Below are 20,951 nucleotides of genomic sequence, written 5' to 3'. Positions count from 1 at the left end.
GACGGACACCGCCGGGTCGCTGCCGCCGCCGCATTGCTGCACACTGACGCCGTGGATGCTGGAAAGGGTGGACGGCGCGGGGCGGACCGGCGCGGGCTGCGGTCCGCCGTGGTGGTCAACCCGGTCAAGGTCGCCGATCTCGACGAGCTGCGGCGCGTCGTCGACGAGACCCTGACCGCCGCCGGCTGGTCCGAGCCGCTCTGGTACGAGACCACCGTCGAGGACCCGGGACGCGGCCAGACCGAGAAGGCCGTCGCGGCCGGCGTGGACGTCGTCTTCGCCTGCGGCGGTGACGGCACCGTGATGTCCTGCGTGAGCGGGTTGGTCGGCACCGAGGTGGCCCTGGCCGTGCTGCCGCAGGGCACCGGCAACCTGCTCGCGGCGAACCTCGGTCTCTCCGGCGACCTCGCCGCCGGACTGGAGGTGGCCGTCGAGCAGGGACGCCGCCGACTCGACGTGGGGGCCGTCGACGGGCACCACTTCGTGGTGATGGCCGGGATGGGCTTCGACGCCCAGATGCTCGCCGACACCTCCGAGACCACCAAGGCGCGCATCGGCTGGCCGGCGTACGTGGTGGGTGCCGCCCGCCACCTGCGGGACCGGCCGATGAAGGTCAGCATCCGGGTGGACGACCGGCCTCCGCTGCGCCGCCGTGCCAAGTCGGTGCTGGTCGCCAACGTCGGGCGGCTCCAGGGCGGGGTGACCCTGTTGACCGAGGCGGAACCGGACGACGGCTACCTCGACGTGGCTGTGCTCACCCCGCGCACGCTGCGGCAGTGGCTGGAACTCGGCTGGGCGGTGGTGCGCCGCCGCGACCGGGTGCCCCGGATGGAGGTCCTCCGGTGCCGACGCGTCGAGATCACCAGCAACCGCGCGCAGCCCCGGGAACTCGACGGCGACCTGATCGAACCCGGCCGGTCACTGCGGGCGGAGATCCGCCCCGGGGCGCTGTGGCTCTGCGTACCGCGCCCGGCGCAGGCGCCCGACCTGACCGAGGACGCGGACGCGGTGGCGGAGCGGGGTGAACGCCGGGTCGAGGAGGCACGCGGTGAGTAGCACCCGGATCGTCCCCGAGACCCGGTGCATGGCGGACGAGGAACTCTCCGCCGACGACGCCTGGCACACCCTGCGCCGCGAGGGCAGCTGGACCCTGCTGCGGGACGCCTTCGTCCGGTTCCGCTACGGCGACGGCTTTAGCCACGCCCGCGCCTTCGCCTTCCAGCTCTGCCTCGCCGTGGTGCCGTTCATGATCGCGCTCACCGGCCTGATCAGCGAACTGGGCGTGGAGGAGGGCGGCGAGGTCGTCGCGGACACCGTCCTCGCGCTCAGCCCCGGCGCGAGCGACGACATGGTCAAGGAACTGCTCAGCGACCGGGAACGCACCGAGCGGGTCGGCGAGCTGGCGCTGACCCTGGGCCTGCTGACCGGACTGGTCGCGCTGACCTCCACCATGGCCCAGATCGAGCGGGGCGCGAACCGGATCTACGGCGTCGAGCGGGACCGCCCGGCACTGTGGAAGTACCTGCGGGCCGCCGTGCTCGCCGTCACCGCCGGCCTGCCGGCGCTGCTCGGTTTCCTCATCCTCGTCGGCGGCGGCGCGATGGGCGACTCGGTACGCCGGCACTACGCCTGGGGCGACGTCGCGTACGGCGTCTGGAGCGTGCTGCGCTGGCCGCTCAGCCTCGGGCTGACCGTCCTCGCCGTCGCCGTGCTGTTCCGGCACGCGCCGCGCCGCAAGCAGCCCGGCCTGTCCTGGCTGTTCTTCGGGGCGGCCATCGCCACCGTGCTCTGGTGGCTGGCCAGCCTGCTGCTCGCCGGCTACGTCGCCTTCGGCGACAACTTCGGGCAGACGTACGGCCCGCTGACCGGAATGATGGCGTTGCTGCTCTGGGCCAACCTGACCGGCATGGCGCTCTTCGGCGGGCTGGCCTTCGCCGCCCAGTTGGAGGCGTTGCGCATCGGCGTGCAGGAGCCCGCCCAACCGGACCTCTGGGAGCCGGACTCGCACCGGGAGCAGATCCACGACACCGGGGAGATGACCGCCCTCTGACCCCCGCGCCCGGGGAGCGTGTACCGAACCGGCCGTCCGGGTACATCGCCTCGCCAGAGGCGAAAAGGGAGGCTGGGCGTGACCACGGTCAGAGAGGTTCTACGTCGACCCCTGAGACACTTCACCGAACGGAGCCTCGCCGGACTGGCGCTGGTCCTCGGTGCCGGGGTCGCCTTCGGGGTGTTGCTCGTCGGCGTCCGCAGCCGGTGGACCCCCCTCTACGACGTCGACCACGGCATCGCCGCCTGGCTCAACGAGCAGATCGCCCCGCACGGCCCGCTGGTCACCGTGCTGAACGCGGTCACCGACCTCGGCGGGTTGGCGGTGATCCTCTGGCTGGTGTCGGTCGGCGTGGTCGGCCTGCTGATCCGCAGGCAGGGCCGGCTCGCGGTCTACCTCCTGGTCACCGGGGCCGGCGCGCTCATCCTCGACCCGACGGTCAAGGCCCTGGTCGACCGGCTGCGGCCCGAGGTCGAGGTGCCCATCGGCACCTACTCGGGGGAGAGCTTCCCCAGCGGGCACGCGCTCGGCTCGATGGTGGCGTACGGCGCGCTGCTGCTGGTCTTCCTGCCCGCCATGTCCCGCCGGTGGCGCAAGCCGGCCATCGCGCTCACCGCCCTCGTCGTCGCGCTGATCGGCTTCACCCGGATCGCGCTCGGCGTCCACTTCGTCTCCGACGTGCTCGGCGCCTGGCTGCTCGGCGCGGTCTGGCTCGGCGTCACCGCGTACGCGTTCCGGCTGTGGCGGCTGGAGCGCGGCCGACCGGCCGTACCGATCGAGGAGGGGTTGGAACCGGAGGCCGCGCACGACGTCGCCCCCGCGCCCGACGAGGAGCGGCTGCTGCCCCACCCCCGGGCCGGCGTGGCCGAGCTGATCATCGGCTGGGTGCTGGTGCTCGGCGTGCTCTACGGCTTCGGCACCTTCGTCAGCTACCACGCCGACGGCACCTTCTTCGCCACCATGGACCGCGCCGTGCCGGAGTGGTTCGACGCGCAGCGCACCCCGGGCCGGGACGACCTCAGCCACTGGTGGAGCAAGGTCGGCGACACCCACGCCATCCTGCTGATCTCGTTGGTCTTCTGCCCGCTGGTGCTGGCCGTGTGGCGGCGCTGGCGGCCGGTGCTCTTCGTGGCGCTGACCATGTTCGGTGAGCTGACCCTCTTCCTGGCCAGCGCGGCGGCGGTGGACCGGCCCCGCCCGCCGATCGAGAACCTGGACGGGCCGATGCCCACCTCCTCCTTCCCGTCCGGCCACATCGCCGCGACGCTCTGCGTCTGGGTGGCCATCGCGATCGTCGTGTTCCCGCGCACCGACCGCTGGTGGCGCTGGGTGTTCGTCGGGCTCGCCGTGGTCATGCCGCTCGGGGTGGCGATCTCCCGGATGTACCGGGGCATGCACCACCCGACCGACTTCATGGGCGCGATGATGCTCACCGCGTGCTGGGTGGGCCTGCTCTACTGGGTGGTCCGCCCCAACGCCGACGTGGCCGAGGGCAACCGACCCGCGATCGAGTCGGAGGACGTGCACACCCTCGACGACGAGCTGGTCAAGGCCGGCCGGGTCGACTGAACCGTCGCCATGCTGCGGGTGATGACCTGGAACGTCCGCACCGGCGGCCGGGACCGCACCGCCGACCGCCGGGACCGGCTGGTCCGGGTCGTCGGCGAGCAGTGGCCGGACGTCCTCGCCCTCCAGGAGCTGCGCGGCTTCGACGCGCCCGGTGTGGCGGAGCGCTTCGGCGACGCGGTGGGGATGCGGGCGCACCTGGCCCGGAGCTGGTTCGGCCAGCCGGTGGCGGTGCTGGTCCGCCCGCCGTGGCGGGTGCTCACCGCCGCCCCGGTGCGCCGGCCGTTCCACCACGCCGCGCAGCGGGTCACCCTGGCCACCGCCGACGCCGGACCGTTGACCGTGGTCAGCGCCCATCTGGACCCGTACTGCGGGTGGCGACGCCGGCTGGAGGCGGGCTGGCTGGCCGCCGCGCTGCGCCGGGCGCCGGGGGAGTCCGCGCTGCTCGCCGGGGACCTGAACACCCTCGAACCGGGCGTCGACCACCGGGCGCGGATCGCCCGGCTGCCGGCGACGTACCGGCGGCGGCACCTGCGCCGCGACGGTCGGACGGTGGAGACCCGCGCGGTGGCCCGGCTGCACCGGGCCGGCCTGGTCGACCTGTTCACCCGCGCCGGGTCGGGGGAGCCGGAGACCGCCCCGACCCGGTACGGCGGGGGCGCGGAGTTCTCGGGGATGCGCCTGGACTACCTGTTCGGCACGCCCGCGCCGGCCGCCCGCGCCCGTGACTGCCGGGTGGTGCGGGGCGGCGCGACCGAGTACGCCTCCGACCACTACCCGGTCGTCGTGGACCTCGACCTCACCCCGGCCTGACCGCCGTGCCAGCAGGAACCAACCGGTCACAGAGCGAGATGCTTCTATAATTGTCAAGGGGTGGTTCCTGCCGTGTGGGCGGCGGTCAGGGTCCGGAAGAGCTGCCTGCTGATGTAGCGCTTGAGGTTGCGCATGACCTCGCGTTTGGTGCGGCCTTCGGCGGTGCGGCGGGTGACGTAGGCGCGGGTGCGGGGGTCGTGGCCCATGCGGACCAGTGCGACGGTGTAGAGGGCTCGGTTGAGGCGTCGGTCGCCGCCGCGGTTGAGTCGGTGTCGGGTGGTGTTGCCTGATGAGGCTGGTAGTGGTGATGCGCCGGCCAGGGCGGCGAACGCGGCCTCGGAGCGGATGCGTCCGGGGTGTGACCAGGCCAGTAGGACGGTCGCGGCGACGACGGCGCCGACGCCGGGCAGGTCGAGCAGTTGCGGCGCCTGCATGGTGACGGCTTCGTGCAGGGTGGTGTGGTTGGCGGCGAGTTCGGCGTCGAGGGCCCGGATGCGCCGGGCCAGGCGGATGGCCTCGGCTCGACAGACGGCCAGGGCCGGATTCTCGTCTCGGGTGCGCCAGGCCGCGATGGTGGTGATGGTCGTGGTGGTCAAGGCGCGGCGGGCGTCGATGCCGAGGTTGACGGTGCGCAGCAGGGCGGTCAACGCGTTGACGGCTCGGGTGCGTTCGCCGCTCATCTGTTCCCGAGCGACGATCAGGACCCGCAGGGCGGTGCGGGCACCGGTCGCGCGGGGCCAGCGCAGCTCGTTGATGTTCAGGCTGCGGGTTGCTTGGGCCATCGCGATGGCGTCCAGGGCGTCGCTCTTGCCGTGGCGGCGCCTGCTGATGGCCGGGACGTCGGGTGCTTCGGCAACGGTCAAACCGGCTGCGGTGAGCTGTTCGGTGAAGGTGGCGCCGTAGGATCCGGCGCCGTCGATGACGATCAGCGTTGTCGTGTCCTGGGTGTGACGCTGGATCCAGGCGGTGGCGCGGCGTAGCCCGGCCGGGCTGGTAGGGAACTGGGCCTGCTGCTGGACTGCGCCGGTGCCGGCGGTGATGAGTGCGAGGGTATGTGAAGCGGCGTGGGTGTCCACGCCGATGACGAAGTCGTAGTGGTCTGCGACGATGGCCATGGCGGCGTCCTGCCTTTCCGGGGAGACGTCGTGGCGGCGCCGGCCCGGGATGTGCTCTCGCGGCAGGACTGTGATGGGCCACGACCCGCGGCCACGGGTCGGGCAAGCTTCTGATCAAGCCACCGAGAGGGGCAGGGCCGGCGCCCCGACCTCGAGCCGGGTGGGCAGATCTCACTGAGAGCACCCCGCGGGGGCCACCCTTTTCATGAGCCACACCCAGGCCCGCGATCATGACGCCGACCCTGCCAGCCAGCCCCAGGCCAGCCAAGAGCAACCTTCACAGCCCTTCTCACCCCAGCCATCCGAGCCGGGCCCGTAACAGGGTCGGGCCCGGCGTCGTCGGGTCAGTAGCCTTCAGCTTCACTCACGGCGTCGGGGTGGGCGAAGAAGGCGCCGGGATAGCGCGGCGGATACCGCAGGGCGACGTCGCGGTCATCGGGCGGAAAGGCCCGGTTGATGCCGAGCGCCACCTCGTGGCCGCCGTGGAGGACCAGCTGTTTCGCTCCCGGGATGTACTCGTTCTCGACCTGGTACCGCAGCTCGGTGAACTTGGCCCGCACCGCGTTGCCGAGCGCCACCAGATCCAGGGCCTCGGGACCGTCGTCGACCCCTGCCTGAAGCGCTCTGGTGAGGGTGCTCGTGAACGGGTCGATCTCGCTCCCGAACAGCATCATCCGGCTCGCGCCCAGCAGCGACAGTTGTACGTCGTGCCGGTGACCGGCCGGTGGGTCCGGCCGGGTGAAGTGCCGCGCGGCGATCTGCGCGGAGCCACAGTCCAGCAGGACGACGAGTCGGGTGGCCGCACTCTCCCGCATCAGGTCGGCGACCCTCCTGAGCACGGACCGCCCGCTGCCAGGATCCTCGGTCCACTGCTCCGCGCCCTCGGGGGTCTCCCAGTGTTCCGGGCCGGTCGCGGCGTAGGAGAACAGCAGGGTGTCTGACGCCGCCGCGCCGGCCCGACGCACGGCGTCGATGACCGCGTCGGGCGACTCCCCGCGCACGAGCTGTTCGGTGTGCGCTTCGAGGAAAGGCGTACCGATGTTCGGGGAGGTGAGGGTGCGGGCCAGCGCCCTGGTCGCTTCCACCGCCGATTCGTAGCCGTGGCCGAAGCCATGGTCGGCGTCGGGGTCGGGGGTGTCCCGACCGACGAGGACGGCTCGGGAACCGGCGAGGACTGGCAGGAGCGGATGTCGTCGCGGGGTCGCGTCGGCTGTCATCTCTCCATTCTGGAGATCGAGAGTCGGCCAGTCGATGTTCCCGGCCGTGTCGGCGTCGGGGCCGCCCCTGCGAACCGGAGTCCCACACCGCGCGGACCACGTTGCCGTCCGGCCCGGTCGCCTCGACCTGGGCCCGCATCGTCCTCGGGGTGCCGGTGGTACCGACGGCCGCGGTGCACGGCCGCGCCGCGCATCACGTCCCGACGGCTCACCACCCGACGACGATGCTGTTCGTCTCGCACCGGAGTGGTTGTTCAGAGCACCGTGTTGACCAGGACGGTCAGCACGATCGAGGCGAGGACCGAGAAGAGGATCATCAGCAGGCAGCCGAGGCCGCCGCCGAGCGGCCGGATCTCCGTGTTACCGATGCGCATGGGTGTCCACCTGTCCGTCGAGGAGGTCGGGTCGGGTGAGGAAGGCGCGGACCGCGTCGGCCACCCGTGCCGGTGCCGTGGTGGCGACATTGTGCGCGGCCCCGGGCACGGTCACCGGTTCCGCCGTGGGGACCAGCCGGGCGACCGTCTCCCGCCAGGCGGGCGGCACGATCGGGTCCCGCGCGCCGGCGAGCACCAGGGTGGGCGCGATGATCCGAGCCAGGTCGGTCTCCACCGGATTGCGTACCGAGTGCGTCAGTGTGGCGTACACCCGGTGCGGGCCGGCGTCGCGGACGTCGCGGAGCAGCACCGGAAGTTGCAGCGCGCCCTCGCGGGTGGTGTCCACCAGCCAGCGGCGGACCTGCCCCCACCCGGACCGGGCGGCCGGGTCGCTGGTCGGCCCGGCCAGCACCACCGCCCGCACCCTGTCGGGGTGCCGGGCGGCGAGCGCCGCCGCCACCTCCGCGCCGAAGGAGTGCCCGAAGACGCAAACCGGCCCCAGGTCGTACGCCGCCAGCCAGGCGGCCAGGTGCGCCGCGTGCCGGACCGCGTCGTACGGCCGTGGGGGCGGGCCGCTCAACCCGAAGCCGGGCAGGTCCGGCACGTAGACCGGGTGCATGGGAGCGAGGGCGGTGGCGAGCGGGGTGAGGTACCGGTGCGAGACGGCGAGACCGTGCACCAGCAGGACGGGCAGTCGCCCGTCGGCTGGGCCGGGGGACCGCCGGCAGTGCGTGCGGATGCCGTTCACCAGCCGCCACTCGCTGGTCAGCCCGGCGGCCGGGCGCGGCGCGGCCAGCGCGACCCGTAGCTGTGTCCACCCGAACCGGTCCGGTGCCGGACCGGTCGTCCGCACCCGTCCGGTGCCCCTCGGGGCCGGGACCGACGGGGCTGTCACAGGTCGCGCAGTCGGGGCAGCAGCTCCTCGCGCGCCCAGTCCAGGAACATCGGCTGGCTGTCCCCGCCCACCTGGACGACGGCGACGTGGCTGAAGCCGGCGTCGACGAACTTCTTGAACGCCTCCACGTGCCGGTCGACGTCCGGGCCGCAGGGGATGCCCTCGGCGACGTCCTCCTCCCGGACGTACTGGCTGGCCGCCTCGAACGAGTCCGGGCCGGGCAGCTCGGCGTTGACCTTCCAGCCCAGGCCGAACCAGCGGAACTGGTCGTGCACGATCTTGCGGCACTCGGCCTCGTCCGGGCCGTAGCAGATCGCCACCTGCCCGTAGCGGGGCTGGCCCGCGCCGCCCGCGTCGTCGTACATCTGGATGATGTGCCGGTCCGGCTCGGTGGCGACGATGCCGTTGCCGTATTCGGCGGCGAGGGTGGCGGACTGCCGGCCGGAGGCGGCGATGGCCATCGGCACCGGACGCTCCGGCCGGTCCCACACGTACGCGTCGGGCACGTCGTAGTGGTTGCCGGAGAAGGTCAGCGTCTCGCCGTTGAGCAGCGGCCGGATGATCTGCAACGCCTCCTCGAACATCTCGTGCCGCTGTTGCACGTGCGGCCAGCCGCCGACCACGTGCTCGTTGAGGTTCTCCCCGGCTCCGAGGCCGAGGGTGAACCGGCCGTCGGAGAGGACGCCGACGGTGCTGGCCTTCTGCGCCACCACGGCCGGGTGGTAGCGCCGGATCGGGCAGGTCACGAAGGACATCAGCTCCGCCCGGCTGGTGGCGTGCGCGACCGCGCCGAGCACCGACCAGGCGTACGGCGAGTGGCCCTGCGAGTCCAGCCACGGGTAGTAGTGGTCGGAGATGACGAGCTGGTCGAAGCCGGCCGCCTCCGCCCGTACCGCGTAGTCGACCAGCTGCTTCGGGCCGGCCTGCTCGCACATCAGGGTGTAGCCGACGTTGACCATCGCACGCTCCTCTCGCCGCACCGGTCCCTCCGGCTTACCCCCGTCCCCGCCGCTCAACCCTCCGCCCGGCAACACGCGCGGGGCCGCAGGTGGGCGTTTTCTTAACCGGTTCAGGTTGCCTTCCGGGAAGGCATCGGCCTACGCTGATCCCGCGCCGTGGAGTCGGGCGCGGCTGTCGGGCTGCAGCCGCCCCTCGTCACACCCTTCACCCCCGTCGGGCCGGGGGTCATCCCTGAGGAAGGTCATGAAGACACGACTCTCCGTCGTCGCCGCCACCCTGCTCGCGTTCGTCGTGAGCCTGGTGGCTTTCGGTGGACAGCCGGCGCACGCCGCGACCGGGTTCACCGTCGCCAACGGCAAGCTCTACGACGCCAACGGCGCGGAATTCGTCATGCGCGGCGTCAACCACGCCCACACCTGGTACACCCACCAGACCAGCTCCTTCGCCAACATCAAGGCGCTCGGCGCGAACACCGTCAGGGTGGTGCTCTCCAGCGGCCAGCGCTGGACCAAGAACGAGACCGCCGACGTCGCCAACGTCATCTCGCTCTGCAAGCAGAACCGCCTGATCTGCGTGCTGGAGGTGCACGACACCACCGGCTACGGCGAGCAGGCCGGCGCGGCCACCCTGGCCCAGGCGGTCGACTACTGGATCAGCGTCCAGTCGGCCCTGACCGGCCAGGAGAAGTACGTCATCGTCAACATCGGCAACGAGCCGTACGGCAACCAGAACTACAGCGGCTGGGCGACCGACACCGCCAACGCGATCAAGCGGCTGCGCACCGCCGGGTTCGCGCACACCATCATGGTGGACGGGCCGAACTGGGGCCAGGACTGGACGTACACCATGCGGGACAACGCGGCGTCGGTCTTCGCGGCCGACCCGGCGAAGAACACCGTCTTCTCCATCCACATGTACGGCGTGTTCAACACCGCCGCGAAGATCAGCGACTACCTCGGCCGGTTCCGGACCGCCGGACTGCCCATCGTGGTCGGCGAGTTCGGCCACAACCACTCCGACGGCGACCCGGACGAGGACGCCATCCTCTCCTACAGCCAGGCCAACGGCATCGGCTACCTGGGCTGGTCGTGGAGCGGCAACGGCGGTGGCGTCGAGTACCTCGACATGGCCATCAACTTCGACCCGGCCAACCTCAGCAGCTGGGGACAGCGGATCTTCAACGGGGCCAACGGCATCAAGCAGACCGCGAAGGAGGCGACCGTCTTCGGCAGCACCCCGCCGACGACTCCGCCGCCGACCACCCCGCCGCCCACGACCCCGCCGCCCACCACCCCTCCGCCCACCACGCCGCCGCCGACCACGCCGCCGCCGGGCGGCTGCACGGCGACGTACACGGTGACCGGCTCGTGGCAGGGCGGCTTCCAGGGTGAGGTCAAGGTGACCGCCGGCTCCGCCGCCATCCGTGGCTGGACGGTGAACTGGACCTTCGCCAACGGCCAGACGGTCACCCAGTCCTGGAACGCCACGGTGACCAGCAGCGGCTCGGCCGTGACCGCCCGCAACGTCGCATACAACGGCAACCTCGGGGCCGGGGCCAGCACCACCTTCGGCTTCATCGGGGCGACGTCGGGTGGCAACACCGCCCCGACGCCCACCTGCACCGCCGCCTGACCCCGACACCCCGGAGCCGGGTGACCCCGACCGGGAAAGGTCCACGGCGCCGGCCGGCCGCAGCGTCGGCCGGCGCCCGGCCGGCGGGCGGTCCGTTGTGACCGGTGGTGTCCTCCCAGGTAGTTCCCAGTGGGAGCGGTTAGGGTGCGGAGAGTGGCGTCCGGCCCCACCTGGAGGGCCGGTGCGATTTCCCGGGAGTTTGCGACATGGTCTTCAAGAAGATGTTGAGCGCGTTCGGTGTCGGCGGGCCGACTGTGGACACCGTCCTCGCCAACCCGAACACCCGACCCGGCCTCATGCTCGACGGCCAGGTCAACCTGGTCGGCGGGGAGGCCCCGGCGAACATCGAGCAGATCAGCGTCGGGCTGGTCACCCGGGTCGAGGTCGAGACCGGTGACGGTGAGTACGCGGGCGTCATGGAGTTCCACCGGATGGGGGTCAGCGGCGCGCTCCAGCTCGCCCCGAAGCAGCAGCTCTCCATCCCGTTCCAGCTCCCCGTGCCGTGGGAGACGCCGATCACCGACGTGTACGGCCAGCGCCTGCACGGCATGACCATGGGTCTGCGCACCGAGCTGGCGATCGCCCGCGCGGTCGACAAGAGCGACCTGGACCAGGTGTCGGTGCACCCGCTGCCGGTGCACGAGCGGATCCTGGAGGCGTTCCAGCGTCTCGGCTTCCGGTTCAAGAACGCCGACCTGGAGCGGGGGCACATCTACGGCGTGCAGCAGACGCTCCCGTTCTACCAGGAGATCGAGTACTTCGCCGCGCCGCAGTACGCGCACACGGTCCGGGAGGTCGAGCTGACCTTCGTGACCAGCCAGCAGGGCGTCGACGTGATCCTGGAGTGCGACAAGCGCGGCGGGCTCTTCACCCCCGGGCAGGACACGTTCGGCCGTTACACGGTCTCCCACGCCGACGTCGACCGGGTCGACTGGGCCCAGGTGGTCGACGGGTGGCTCCAGGACACCGTCAACCGCTACGGCAGCATGCGTCCGCACGGCTACGCCCCGCAGGGCTACGGCCAGGGCTACGGCCACGGGCACGGTGGGCACAGCCGGGGGATGGGCATGGGCGGCGTGGTGGCCGGCGCGGCCCTCGGCGTGGCCGGCGGCATGATCGCCGGCGAGATGCTCGACGACGCCTTCGAGGGTGACGACGGGGGCGACTTCGAGGAGTGACCCACCCGGGTCGGCGGACCGGCCCGGACGATACGACGACGGTGGCCCCCGGGGAATCCCCGGGGGCCACCGTCGCGGTGACGCCGGTCAGTGACCGCGCGTACCGTCCGTCCGGTCAGTGCCGGGCGTTGCGCTCCTCGCCGCTGCGGAAGGCGCTCCCGGCCTTGGCCAGGCCACGGCTACCCAGGTAACCGAGGGTCAGCAGGGTGATCATGAACCAGGCGTTGTCGGCCCGGAAGATGTCCACTCCGGTCGAGTTCCGGCCCACCAGCTGCGAGGCGGCCAGAACGCCGATCACCGCGGCGACGTAGACCCAGAACTCGGTGGTACGGAAAGCGTTCTTCGTCTCCGTACCCGGTGCCTGCATGGCCTCGCGCCGGCCGTCGTGCATCATCGGCATGGGACGGGTGGGCGCCTCCGCCATCGCGCGGTTGGGCATGTCCTGTCCCGCCCGGTTCTGCATGTCCTGCGCCTGGCGGTTGACCGGCCTGGTGCTTGCAGCCTGCGTGCTCATCTTTCCTCCTCAGGATGCGATGAGTACTGCACCCACACCCCCACTCCGCGTTCCGGTCACGGGGCGGTACTCGGCGGGGCACCGCCTGGCTACCCGGCGCCGGCGGGGCACTAACGCCGACTCCCGGGCCGGATGACATCGTCGCCCGGGTCCGCCGGCCGGCTCAGCGCAGGCCGTTGCGGACCGCCACCTCGACCAGCAGTCGCGGGTCGTCGGTGATGATGCCGTCCACCCCGAGGTCGATGACCCGCTGCATCACCGCCGGGTCGTTGACCGTGTACGGGACCACCTTCAGCCCGTACCGCCGCTGGAGGGTCGGCACGTCCGGTCCGTGGTGGTAGGCCGGGTTCTCCCGCAGGTACCAGTCGGCGGACGGCACGGTGCCCTGCGCCGGGTCGTGCACCTGCCAGTTCGCCGACACCGTGGTCGCGCCGGACGCGCGGACCAGCTTGCCCAGGTCACGGTGCTGCCACCAGTCCAACCCGGCCGTCCACGGGCTCTTGACCGTCGGGTCGTCGTAGACCGCCCGCAGCGAGCACTCGTCGGCGAGGCCGGCGCACTCGGCCGGGCCGTACTGCCACACCAGGGCGACCGTCCCGATCCGCCGGTTCAGCTTCCGGACATGGGTGATGGTCCGCCAGTCGAAGGACTGGATCGTCACCCGGGACACGAACCCGGCCTGCTCGACCGCCCGCACCAGCTTCCGGGTGAACTCCCGGTACGGCGCGGTGTCCGCCACCAGCGGGCTGATCTTCGTCTCGATGTTCAGCCGTACGTCGTCCCGACCGCTGGCCCGGACCAGGTCGAGCACCTCGTCGAGGGTGGGGATGCGGGCCCCGGGCACGGGCACCTGGTGCGGCGCGTCCGGCGGGGTCAGCGTCCCGCAGTCCACGGTCCTGAGCTGGGCCAGGGTCAGGTCGTGCACCAGCTTCCCGACGTACGGGAACTCCGGGTCACCGGGGACAGCCGGGGCGGTGTCCTGGCAGTGGCTGCCGTTGACCCGCCGGTCGTGCAGCACCACGAGGTGCCCGTCGGCGGTGACCCCGGTGTCCAGTTCGAGGGTGGAGGTCGCCGGGTTCTCCAGCGCGTACGCGAACGCGGGCAGGGTGTTCTCCGGCCGGTCCGCCCGGCCACCCCGGTGCGCCTGGACGTCGAACGGGGAGGCGTACCCGCGCGGCAGTTCGTACCCACGCTCGGCGAGCAGGCCGCGCAGCCGGTCCGGGTAGTCGGTGATGATGCCGTCCACGCCGTCGTCGACGAGCTTCGCCATGGTCGGTACGTCGTTCACCGTCCACGGGATCACCTTGAGCCCGTTGCGGTGCGCGTGCGCCACCATCTCCCTGGTCACGTACGGCCGGTAGCCGGGATCGGTGACCGTGCCGTTCTGCGGGAAACCGTGCACCGGGGAGAACGCGTCCGCGCCGAAGCTGCGGACCGCGCGGACCGGGTCACCGCCGAAGTCGTCGATGTCGAGGCCGCCCAGCCAGGGCGACGCGCCGGGCTGGCCGACCTGGAGGAAGTCGTAGTTGGTCAACGCGATCAGGGGGAGCTTCGGGTCGACCTGACGCATCCGCATCAGCGCGCCCCAGTCGAAGCTCTGGATCGTCACCTGGTCGCGCAGCCCGGCCGCGCGGATCTCGGCGGCGGTGACCTGGACGAACTGTTCCCGGGGCGCGGTCTCGTGCGGCGCGCCGGCCTCCACCTTGGTCTCGACGTTGAGCGTCACGTCGTCGGCCCGGTACCGCTTCACCAGGTCGAACACCTCGCGCAGCAGCGGCATCCGGGAACCGGGCACGGCGACCTGACCCGGCCGGTCCGGCAGGGTCCTCGTGCCGCAGTCCAGGGTGCGCACCTGCGCCAGGCTGAGCGTGTTGACGTACTTCCCGACGTACGGGAACTCCGGGTCGCCCGGAGCGACCGGGGCGGTGTCCACGCACTTCGTCCCGCTCACCCGGCGGTCGTGGGTGACCACCGCCTGTCCGTCCTCGGTGATCTGCACGTCGAGCTCCAGGGTGGTCACACCCATCTGGAGCGCGTTGCCGAACGACGCGAGGGTGCTCTCCACCCGCAGGCCCAGCCCGCCCCGGTGGGCCTGCACGTCGAACGTCCGGTCCGGACGCGGTCGCGCCTGGGCAGGCACGCTGAGCCCGGTCGTCACGATCGCCACCGCCAGGACCGCGGTGGCGGTACGGCGTACTGTCCGCACGCTTGCTCCCCTCGGGGGCGGGTGGGTCCCGCCTACCCGCCGGACAGCATCGCCGAGCGCGGCCGTCGCGCGGGCGAGCGGCAGACGACGTGACGGTGAACGACCCCTGACGCCGGTCGCCCGGGACGGCCGGGTTTAGCCAAGCCGGGGTCGGGCAGGCCATGGGTTGCCGACGAATCTGCGAGGTGATCCACGTGTCCGAGAGCATGCGCGAGTCCGCCCGCCGGACCGAGGAGCGGCTCCTCGCCGGGGTCTACGGCGAGGACACCCTGAACGAGGTGAACTCGCCCCCGAGCGACGTGCAGCAGCAGCTCCAACGCGAGGACCCGGGCGACCCGGCGGACGTGCCGATCGACCCGGAGGTGCTGCGCGACGGCGGCCCGACCCGGGGTCAGGGGGCGGTCACCACCACCGGCGGCACCGCCGGACCGGCGAGCGTGCGGCGCATCGCCCGCCAACCGGAACGGCACCCCGGCACGGTCGCCCCGACCACCACCGGGGACGCCACCACCGGGGGCCTGAGCACCCCGGCCGGCAGCTCCACCAGCGACCAGTCCTCGGCCGCTAGCCAGGTCGGCGGCTTCACCGACGACTGACCCACCCGCCGCCGGTCAGAGGCAGACCAGGGTGGTCAGGCGTTGGGTGGCGCGGGTGAGGGCGACGTACAGGTCGCTCTCGCCGCGCGGGGACTCCGCGACGATCCTGTCCGGGTCGACCAGCAGGACGGAGTCGAACTCCAGGCCCTTGGCCTGGGCGACGGTCAGCACCACGACCTGGCTCTCCAACTCCGGGTGCTCGCCCACCGCCGCCTCCGGCAGCGCGCCGGTCACCGCCGCGCCCAACTCGTCGACGCGTCCGGCCGGCACGATCACGCCGAGCCGGCCGTTGTCGAGGTCGACCACCTCCCGGAGGGCCACGTCGACCACCTCGGCGGCGAGCCGCTCCGGGGCGACCGTACGCTCCACCGGCTCGACCCCGGTGCTGCGCACCGAGCGGGGTGGACGGAGTCCGGGGTCGATCCGGGCGAGCACGTCGGCGGCGACCGCCATGATCTCGGCCGGGGTGCGGTAGCTGACGGTCAGCTCCGCCAACCGCCACCGGTCGGCCACGTACGGCTCCAGCGCCTCCCGCCAGGACGGGGTGCCGGCGAGCGCGCCGGTCTGCGCGACGTCACCGACGATGGTCAGCGACCGGCTCGGGCAGCGGCGCATCAGCAGTCGCCAGGCCATCGGCGACAGTTCCTGCGCCTCGTCCACGATGACGTGCCCGAACGCCCAGTTCCGGTCGGCGGCGGCCCGCTCGGCGGTGGTCAACGCGTCACCGGTCTCCTGCCGTTCGAGGAGCCGGTCGGCGTCGAGCAGGTCGGTGACGCCGAGGATCTCACCGCCGTCCGCCTCGTCCTCCACGTCGATGGACCGGGAGCCCCGCCAGATCTCCAGCACGCCCTCGGCGTACTCCCGCGCCTGCGCGCGGATCCGGTCCCGGCGGGCCGCCGCCGCCCGGTCGTCCTCGCCGAGCAGTTCGGCGGCCTCGTCGAGCAGGGGAGCGTCGGAGGGGGCCCACCCGCCCGGTTCACGGTGCAGCAGCGCCCGCTCGTCGGCGTCGAGCATGGGCGCGGCGGCGGCGATGCGGTCCGGGGCGGCGAACAGGTCGGCCAGCAGGCGCTGCGGGGTGAGCACCGGCCAGAGGTGGTCCAGCGCCGCGCGGATCCCCGGCTCCTCCCGCAGTTCCCGGCGGATCTCCGCGATGTCGGCCTCGTCGAGCAGGTTCTCCCCGCCGAGCGGGTCCGCGCCGATGCGGTCGGCCTCCTGGTCGGCGAGGGCGTGGATGATCTCGATGTCGAACAGCGCGCGGGCCAGGTTGTGCGGCCGGCCGGAGCGGCGGGCCCGCTCCCGGGCCTCCCGGCACACCTGCGGGGTCAGGGTCAGCACGTCCCGCTGCTCCAGCTCGATCTCCAGCGGCTCGTCCGGCACCTGCTGCCGGTCCCGGACGGCGCCGGCGAGCACCTCGGTCATCACCAGTCGACCCTTCAGCGCGGCGGTCCGGGCCGACTCGGCGCGACGGGCGGTCACGCCCGGGAAGAGGTCACCCGGGGTGCGCAGCAGCACACCGGTCTCGGCCAGGGTCGGCAGCACCTGCGAGATGTAGCGCAGGAAGGTCGCGTTCGGCCCGACCAGCAGGACGCCCCGGCTGGAGAGCTCCCGACGGTGGGTGTAGAGCAGGTACGCGGCGCGGTGCAACGCGACCGCCGTCTTGCCGGTGCCCGGCCCGCCCTGCACGACCAGCACCCCGCCCAGGTCGGCCCGGATCACCCGGTCCTGTTCGGCCTGGATGGTCTCGACGATGTCCCGCATCCGGCCGGTCCGGCTGGCGTTCAGCGCCGCCAGCAGGGACGCCTCACCGGTCAGCTCCTCGTGTGCGGTGGGGGAGGCGCTGGCCAGGTCGAGGGTCTCGTCGTGCAGCCCGACCACCTTGCGGTCCCGGGTCCGCAGGTGCCGGCGGCGGCGTACGCCCTGCGGGTTGGCCGCCGTGGCCAGGTAGAAGGGCCGGGCGGCCGGGGCCCGCCAGTCCATCAGCAGCGGGTCGTAGTCGTCGCCGGTGTCGAAGATCCCGATCCGGCCGATGTAGTGGCGCGAGCCGTCGTCGGAGTCGAGCCGGCCGAAGCAGAGCCCCTGCTCCACGGCGGAGAACTGCTCCACCTGTTCGGCGTACATCCGCACGACGGTGTCCCGCTGGGAGCGGGCCTGCATCGTGCCACCGTCGCTGCGCAGCTCCTCGGCCAGCCGGTGGGCGGCCTGGTCGCGCAGCCCGTCCAGCCGGCGGTAGAGCATCGAGACGTACTCCTGCTCGTGGCCGATCTCGTCGGTGTGCTGCTGCTCGTCGGACTGCGTTGACAAGCCCTCTCCCAATTCGCTAAAATAGCTTCGAGCGACCATTTGCTAATGGTCGTTCTTTTTGTGTCTGAACTGAGAAAGATAGCCTGCCCCGGCGGCGCGGACCAAGTCCCGGGAAAGAATTCGCGTCACCGGAACGGGTTCCGGTGACGCGAATCGTGGGTGGTCGGAGAGGTCAGCCGCGGGCGACCTCGTAGAGCCGCTCCGGCGTCACCAGACCGGCGAGCACCCGGCCGTCGTCGGTGAGCAGCATGCTGAAGACCGTCCCGGAGAAGAGCCGGCCACTGCCCCAGGGGCCGCTGACCTTGGGCAGCTGGTTGAGCAGGTCCAGCCCGGCGGCGGCCTCCGACCCCTCCGGCTGGCGGGCGGGGGCGTCCTGACCCGCCGGCCGTCCGGCGGGGGCACCGGTCCGGGCGACCAGCACGGCGGCCCAGCCCGCACCGACCACGGTCGCGTCCCGGTCCTTCGCGCCGCCCGGCTTCTCCGACCCGGCCGGACGCTCCGGACGCGTCCCGGTCGACTTCTCCTCGTTCACCTTCACCCCGGGCGGCGGGTTGAAGGTGAACTGGTCGGCGTCCGGACGGCTGAAGTCGACCTGGGTGAAGGCCACCTCGATCGCCGGCGCGTCCCCCTCGTCGGCGAACAGCTCGAAGCGCAGCGGCACGTGCTCCTTAGCGTCCAGCGCGATCCGCACCTGGTCGACCAGGGAGGCGGTGTCCTTCGGCTTGAGCACCAGCTCGTACGCGTCCCGCCCGGCCACCGTCGCGGACCGGCCGACGCTGACCTCGGTGCTCGGGTCGATCGCGGCCAGCGCCCGGTCGGCGGCCTCGGCCGGGGTGACCGGCAGCTCCGTGCCGGCGTCGGGCCGCTGCCCGGCGTCGGCCGGCAGGGTCCGGTGGAACGCCTCGTTCTTCTTGCTGTTCCACACCCACAGGTCGGCACCGTTGCGGATCACGTCCCGCTCGCCGAGGGTGTCCTTGAAGGCGATCCGCGCCTTGTCCGGGCCGGAATACCAGACCCGCATGGTGTGGGTGCCGGCCACCAGGGCGGTCAGGTCCTCGCGGCGCTCCGCGACCGTGGCGACCAGCGGGGGCAGACCGAGGTCGGCGCGCTGCACCACGGTGCCGGAGAGCCCCTCCAACCGGGACGTCTGAAGATCCACCAGGAGCTGGGCGGCGCTCCTCGGCGGCAGGCTCGGCTCGGCCTCGGCGGCGAACCGGCCGACCGCCGCGCCACCGCCGATCAGGACGACCGTCGCGGCCGTCGGCACGATCCAGCGCAACGCCGGACGGCTAGTCAGAACAGACATGTGCACCTCCTGACCGCCATCCTGCCGGACGGATGCTGTGAGGGTGCTGAGGAGAACGAATCGGCGGGCGGCGCGACGGTGGCACCCTTGACCCGTGCGACTGCTGGTGGTGGAGGACGAGACCCGGCTGGCCGGGACCCTGCAACGGGGGCTCCAGGCGGAGGGCTTCGCGGTGGACGTGGCGACCAACGGTCCGGCCGGGCTGGACGCCGCGCGGCACGGCGGCTACGACGCGATGATCCTCGACGTGATGCTCCCCGGGCTCTCCGGCTACGAGCTGGTGCGCCGGCTCCGGGCCGAGGAGCACTGGCTGCCGGTGCTGATGCTCTCCGCCAAGGACGGCGAGTACGACCAGGCCGACGGGCTGGACTGCGGGGCGGACGACTACCTCACCAAACCCTTCTCGTACGTGGTGCTGCTGGCCCGGCTGCGGGCCCTGCTGCGCCGGGGCGCGCCGCAACGCCCCACCGTGCTGACCGTCGGCGACCTCAGCCTCGACCCGGCCGGTCGGCGGGTGACCCGGGGCGACGCCGAGATCGCCCTCACCGCCCGCGAGTTCGCCCTCCTGGACTACCTGATGCGCCGCCCCGGAGAGGTGGTCTCCAAGACCGAACTGCTCGACCACGTCTGGGACGCCAGCCTGGAGACCGCGCCGAACGCGGTGGAGGTGTACGTCGGCTACCTCCGCCGCAAGATCGGTCGGCACCACCTGGAGACCGTCCGGGGCGCCGGCTACCGCCTGAGCCCGTGAACCGACCGTCGGAGCCCGCGCCGGGCGAGGACCGGACGGGCGGCCGGGGACCGCGTCGGCCGCCGCCGCTCGGGCTGCGGGGCCGGCTCACCCTGGTCAGCGTCCTGGGGCTGGCGGTCGGGCTGGCGCTGGGCGGGCTGGCGCTGCTCAGCGTGCTCGGCCACGTCCTGCAACGCAGCGTCGACGCCGAGGCGTTCCAGACCGCCGACGCGGTGGCGCTGCTCGCCGCCGAGGACGCCCTGCCCGACCCGCTGCCGGTCGCCGCCGGACAGGTCCGGGTCCAGGTGGTCGACGGAGCGGGACGGGTCCGCGCCGCCTCGATCGACGCCGACCGGTTGGTGCCGATGCTGCCGGTGGACCGGATCGACCACTCCGCCCGGCAGCGCGCCTTCGTCCGCGGGGAACGGCTGGGACTGCCCGGTCCGGTCCGGGTGGTCAGCGTCCCCGCCGGTACGCCGACCGATCCGTTGACCGTGCTGGTCGGCAAGTCGATGGCGGACGTGAACCAGGGCGCCAGGGTGGTGCGCTTCGTCCTGCTGGTGGGCATTCCGCTGCTGGTCGTGATCCTCGGCGGGGTGACCTGGCGGGTGGTCGGGGCGACCCTGCGCCCGGTCGAGGCGCTGCGCAGCGGGGCCGAGGAGATCACCGGCCGGGCCAACGGCGGGCGGCTGCCGGTCCCGGCCTCCCAGGACGAGATCCACCGACTGGCGGTCACCCTGAACGACATGCTGGCCCGGCTGGAGGCGGCCCGCGCCCGGCAACGGGCGTTCCTCGCCGACGCCGCCCACGAGCTGCGCAGCCCGTTGACGAACATGCGGACCGAACTGGAGGTGGCCGGGCGGCTGGGGGAGCGGACCGACTGGCCGGTGGTGGCCCGCGACCTGCTCGCGGACACCGAACGGCTCAGTCGTCTCGTCGACGACCTGCTGCTGCTGGCCCGGCTGGACGAGGCCGGGCACGCCGGTGCCGTCGCTGTCGCCGATGCCCCGGCGCGGGCCGTACGCGGGCGGCGGGCCACCGGCCCGGTCGAGCTGACCGAACTGGTCCGGGCCGTCGCCGTGCGCTTCCCGTCCCCTCCGGTACGCATTCTGCCGGCGTCCGGCCCGCAGTGGACGGTCGGCGACCCGGACGAACTGCACCGCGTCGCCACGAACCTGATCGACAACGCGGTCCGCCACTGCCGGAGCACGGTCGTGATCGAGGTGACCGGCGACGCCGCCGCCGGCACCCATCTGGTCACCGTGACCGACGACGGGCCGGGCATCCCGGTCGCCGACCGGGAACGGGTCTTCGACCGGTTCACCCGACTCGACGACGCCCGGGACCGGGACGCCGGGGGCGCCGGCCTCGGCCTGGCCATCGTCCGGGAACTCGTCCGGCTGCACGACGGCACGGTACGGCTCTCCGACGCCGGGCCGGGACTGCGGGTCTCGGTGTGCCTGCCCGCCCTGCCCGACCCGGACGCCTGACCGCCCCG

Annotated in this window: 17 protein-coding genes; 9 read left to right on the top strand and 8 right to left on the bottom strand. The window is 72.7% G+C overall.

Going from position 1 to position 20,951, the window contains the following annotated elements:
- The first annotated feature begins 51 nt into the window (after positions 1-51).
- From GA0070618_RS01270 to GA0070618_RS01255, 4 genes are all read left to right on the top strand, one after another.
- A complete protein-coding gene (locus GA0070618_RS01270; RefSeq protein WP_088985197.1) occupies positions 52-1,056 on the top strand; it encodes a diacylglycerol/lipid kinase family protein in 1,005 nt (334 codons plus the stop codon).
- Positions 1,049-2,050, top strand: coding sequence for a YihY/virulence factor BrkB family protein (locus GA0070618_RS01265; RefSeq protein ID WP_088979981.1), 1,002 nt, complete (start codon positions 1,049-1,051; stop codon positions 2,048-2,050). Before GA0070618_RS01270 ends, GA0070618_RS01265 begins: the two co-directional genes overlap by 8 nt.
- 78 nt (positions 2,051-2,128) lie before the next feature.
- Complete coding sequence (locus GA0070618_RS01260) at positions 2,129-3,619, top strand: phosphatase PAP2 family protein (RefSeq protein ID WP_088979980.1); 1,491 nt, start codon at positions 2,129-2,131, stop codon at positions 3,617-3,619.
- Positions 3,620-3,628: 9 nt separating this feature from the next.
- Complete coding sequence (locus GA0070618_RS01255; RefSeq protein WP_088979979.1) at positions 3,629-4,429, top strand: endonuclease/exonuclease/phosphatase family protein; 801 nt, start codon at positions 3,629-3,631, stop codon at positions 4,427-4,429.
- Positions 4,430-4,482: 53 nt separating this feature from the next.
- Here the strand turns inward: GA0070618_RS01255 and GA0070618_RS01250 are convergent, their stop codons facing one another.
- The 4 genes from GA0070618_RS01250 to GA0070618_RS01235 form a co-directional block, all read right to left on the bottom strand.
- A complete protein-coding gene (locus tag GA0070618_RS01250) occupies positions 4,483-5,544 on the bottom strand; it encodes an IS110 family RNA-guided transposase (protein WP_088979978.1) in 1,062 nt (353 codons plus the stop codon).
- Between the two features lie 344 nt (positions 5,545-5,888).
- Positions 5,889-6,761, bottom strand: coding sequence for a hypothetical protein (locus GA0070618_RS01245; RefSeq protein WP_088979977.1), 873 nt, complete (start codon positions 6,759-6,761; stop codon positions 5,889-5,891).
- Positions 6,762-7,121: 360 nt separating this feature from the next.
- Positions 7,122-7,988 (bottom strand): alpha/beta fold hydrolase, encoded by an 867-nt coding sequence (locus tag GA0070618_RS01240; RefSeq protein WP_088979976.1) that lies wholly within the window; start codon positions 7,986-7,988, stop codon positions 7,122-7,124.
- 38 nt (positions 7,989-8,026) lie between these two features.
- Positions 8,027-8,989, bottom strand: coding sequence for a TIGR03557 family F420-dependent LLM class oxidoreductase (locus tag GA0070618_RS01235; protein WP_088979975.1), 963 nt, complete (start codon positions 8,987-8,989; stop codon positions 8,027-8,029).
- A gap of 244 nt (positions 8,990-9,233) precedes the next feature.
- Between GA0070618_RS01235 and GA0070618_RS01230 the strand changes: the two genes are divergently transcribed.
- Entirely contained in the window at positions 9,234-10,622 is a 1,389-nt protein-coding gene (locus tag GA0070618_RS01230) for a cellulase family glycosylhydrolase (protein WP_088979974.1), read from the top strand.
- 206 nt (positions 10,623-10,828) lie between these two features.
- Complete coding sequence (locus tag GA0070618_RS01225) at positions 10,829-11,800, top strand: sporulation protein (protein WP_088979973.1); 972 nt, start codon at positions 10,829-10,831, stop codon at positions 11,798-11,800.
- 115 nt (positions 11,801-11,915) lie between these two features.
- Here the strand turns inward: GA0070618_RS01225 and GA0070618_RS01220 are convergent, their stop codons facing one another.
- Both GA0070618_RS01220 and GA0070618_RS33835 read right to left on the bottom strand, forming a co-directional pair.
- Positions 11,916-12,314 (bottom strand): hypothetical protein, encoded by a 399-nt coding sequence (locus GA0070618_RS01220; RefSeq protein WP_088979972.1) that lies wholly within the window; start codon positions 12,312-12,314, stop codon positions 11,916-11,918.
- A gap of 163 nt (positions 12,315-12,477) precedes the next feature.
- Entirely contained in the window at positions 12,478-14,520 is a 2,043-nt protein-coding gene (locus tag GA0070618_RS33835) for a glycerophosphodiester phosphodiesterase family protein (protein ID WP_088979971.1), read from the bottom strand.
- Positions 14,521-14,708: 188 nt separating this feature from the next.
- Here GA0070618_RS33835 and GA0070618_RS01210 point away from each other — a divergent pair, with 188 nt between their 5' ends.
- A complete protein-coding gene (locus GA0070618_RS01210; protein WP_088985196.1) occupies positions 14,709-15,116 on the top strand; it encodes a hypothetical protein in 408 nt (135 codons plus the stop codon).
- A gap of 15 nt (positions 15,117-15,131) precedes the next feature.
- Here the strand turns inward: GA0070618_RS01210 and GA0070618_RS01205 are convergent, their stop codons facing one another.
- Both GA0070618_RS01205 and GA0070618_RS01200 read right to left on the bottom strand, forming a co-directional pair.
- Complete coding sequence (locus GA0070618_RS01205) at positions 15,132-17,351, bottom strand: HelD family protein (protein WP_231931785.1); 2,220 nt, start codon at positions 17,349-17,351, stop codon at positions 15,132-15,134.
- A gap of 238 nt (positions 17,352-17,589) precedes the next feature.
- On the bottom strand, positions 17,590-18,723 hold the full coding sequence (locus GA0070618_RS01200; protein ID WP_088979969.1) for a LolA family protein: 1,134 nt from the start codon (positions 18,721-18,723) through the stop codon (positions 17,590-17,592).
- A gap of 94 nt (positions 18,724-18,817) precedes the next feature.
- Between GA0070618_RS01200 and GA0070618_RS01195 the strand changes: the two genes are divergently transcribed.
- Entirely contained in the window at positions 18,818-19,474 is a 657-nt protein-coding gene (locus tag GA0070618_RS01195) for a response regulator transcription factor (protein WP_088979968.1), read from the top strand.
- Positions 19,471-20,943 carry a sensor histidine kinase gene (locus GA0070618_RS01190; RefSeq protein WP_088979967.1) on the top strand — a complete coding sequence of 491 codons (1,473 nt, stop codon included), beginning with the start codon at positions 19,471-19,473 and terminating at the stop codon, positions 20,941-20,943. The genes GA0070618_RS01195 and GA0070618_RS01190 overlap by 4 nt, the downstream gene beginning before the upstream one ends.
- The last annotated feature ends 8 nt before the right edge of the window (positions 20,944-20,951 follow it).

The organism is Micromonospora echinospora, from assembly GCF_900091495.1.
Classification (GTDB): domain Bacteria; phylum Actinomycetota; class Actinomycetes; order Mycobacteriales; family Micromonosporaceae; genus Micromonospora; species Micromonospora echinospora.
The sequence above is the reverse complement of the archived record's forward strand: the minus strand, read 5'-3'. Positions and strand labels throughout refer to the sequence as shown.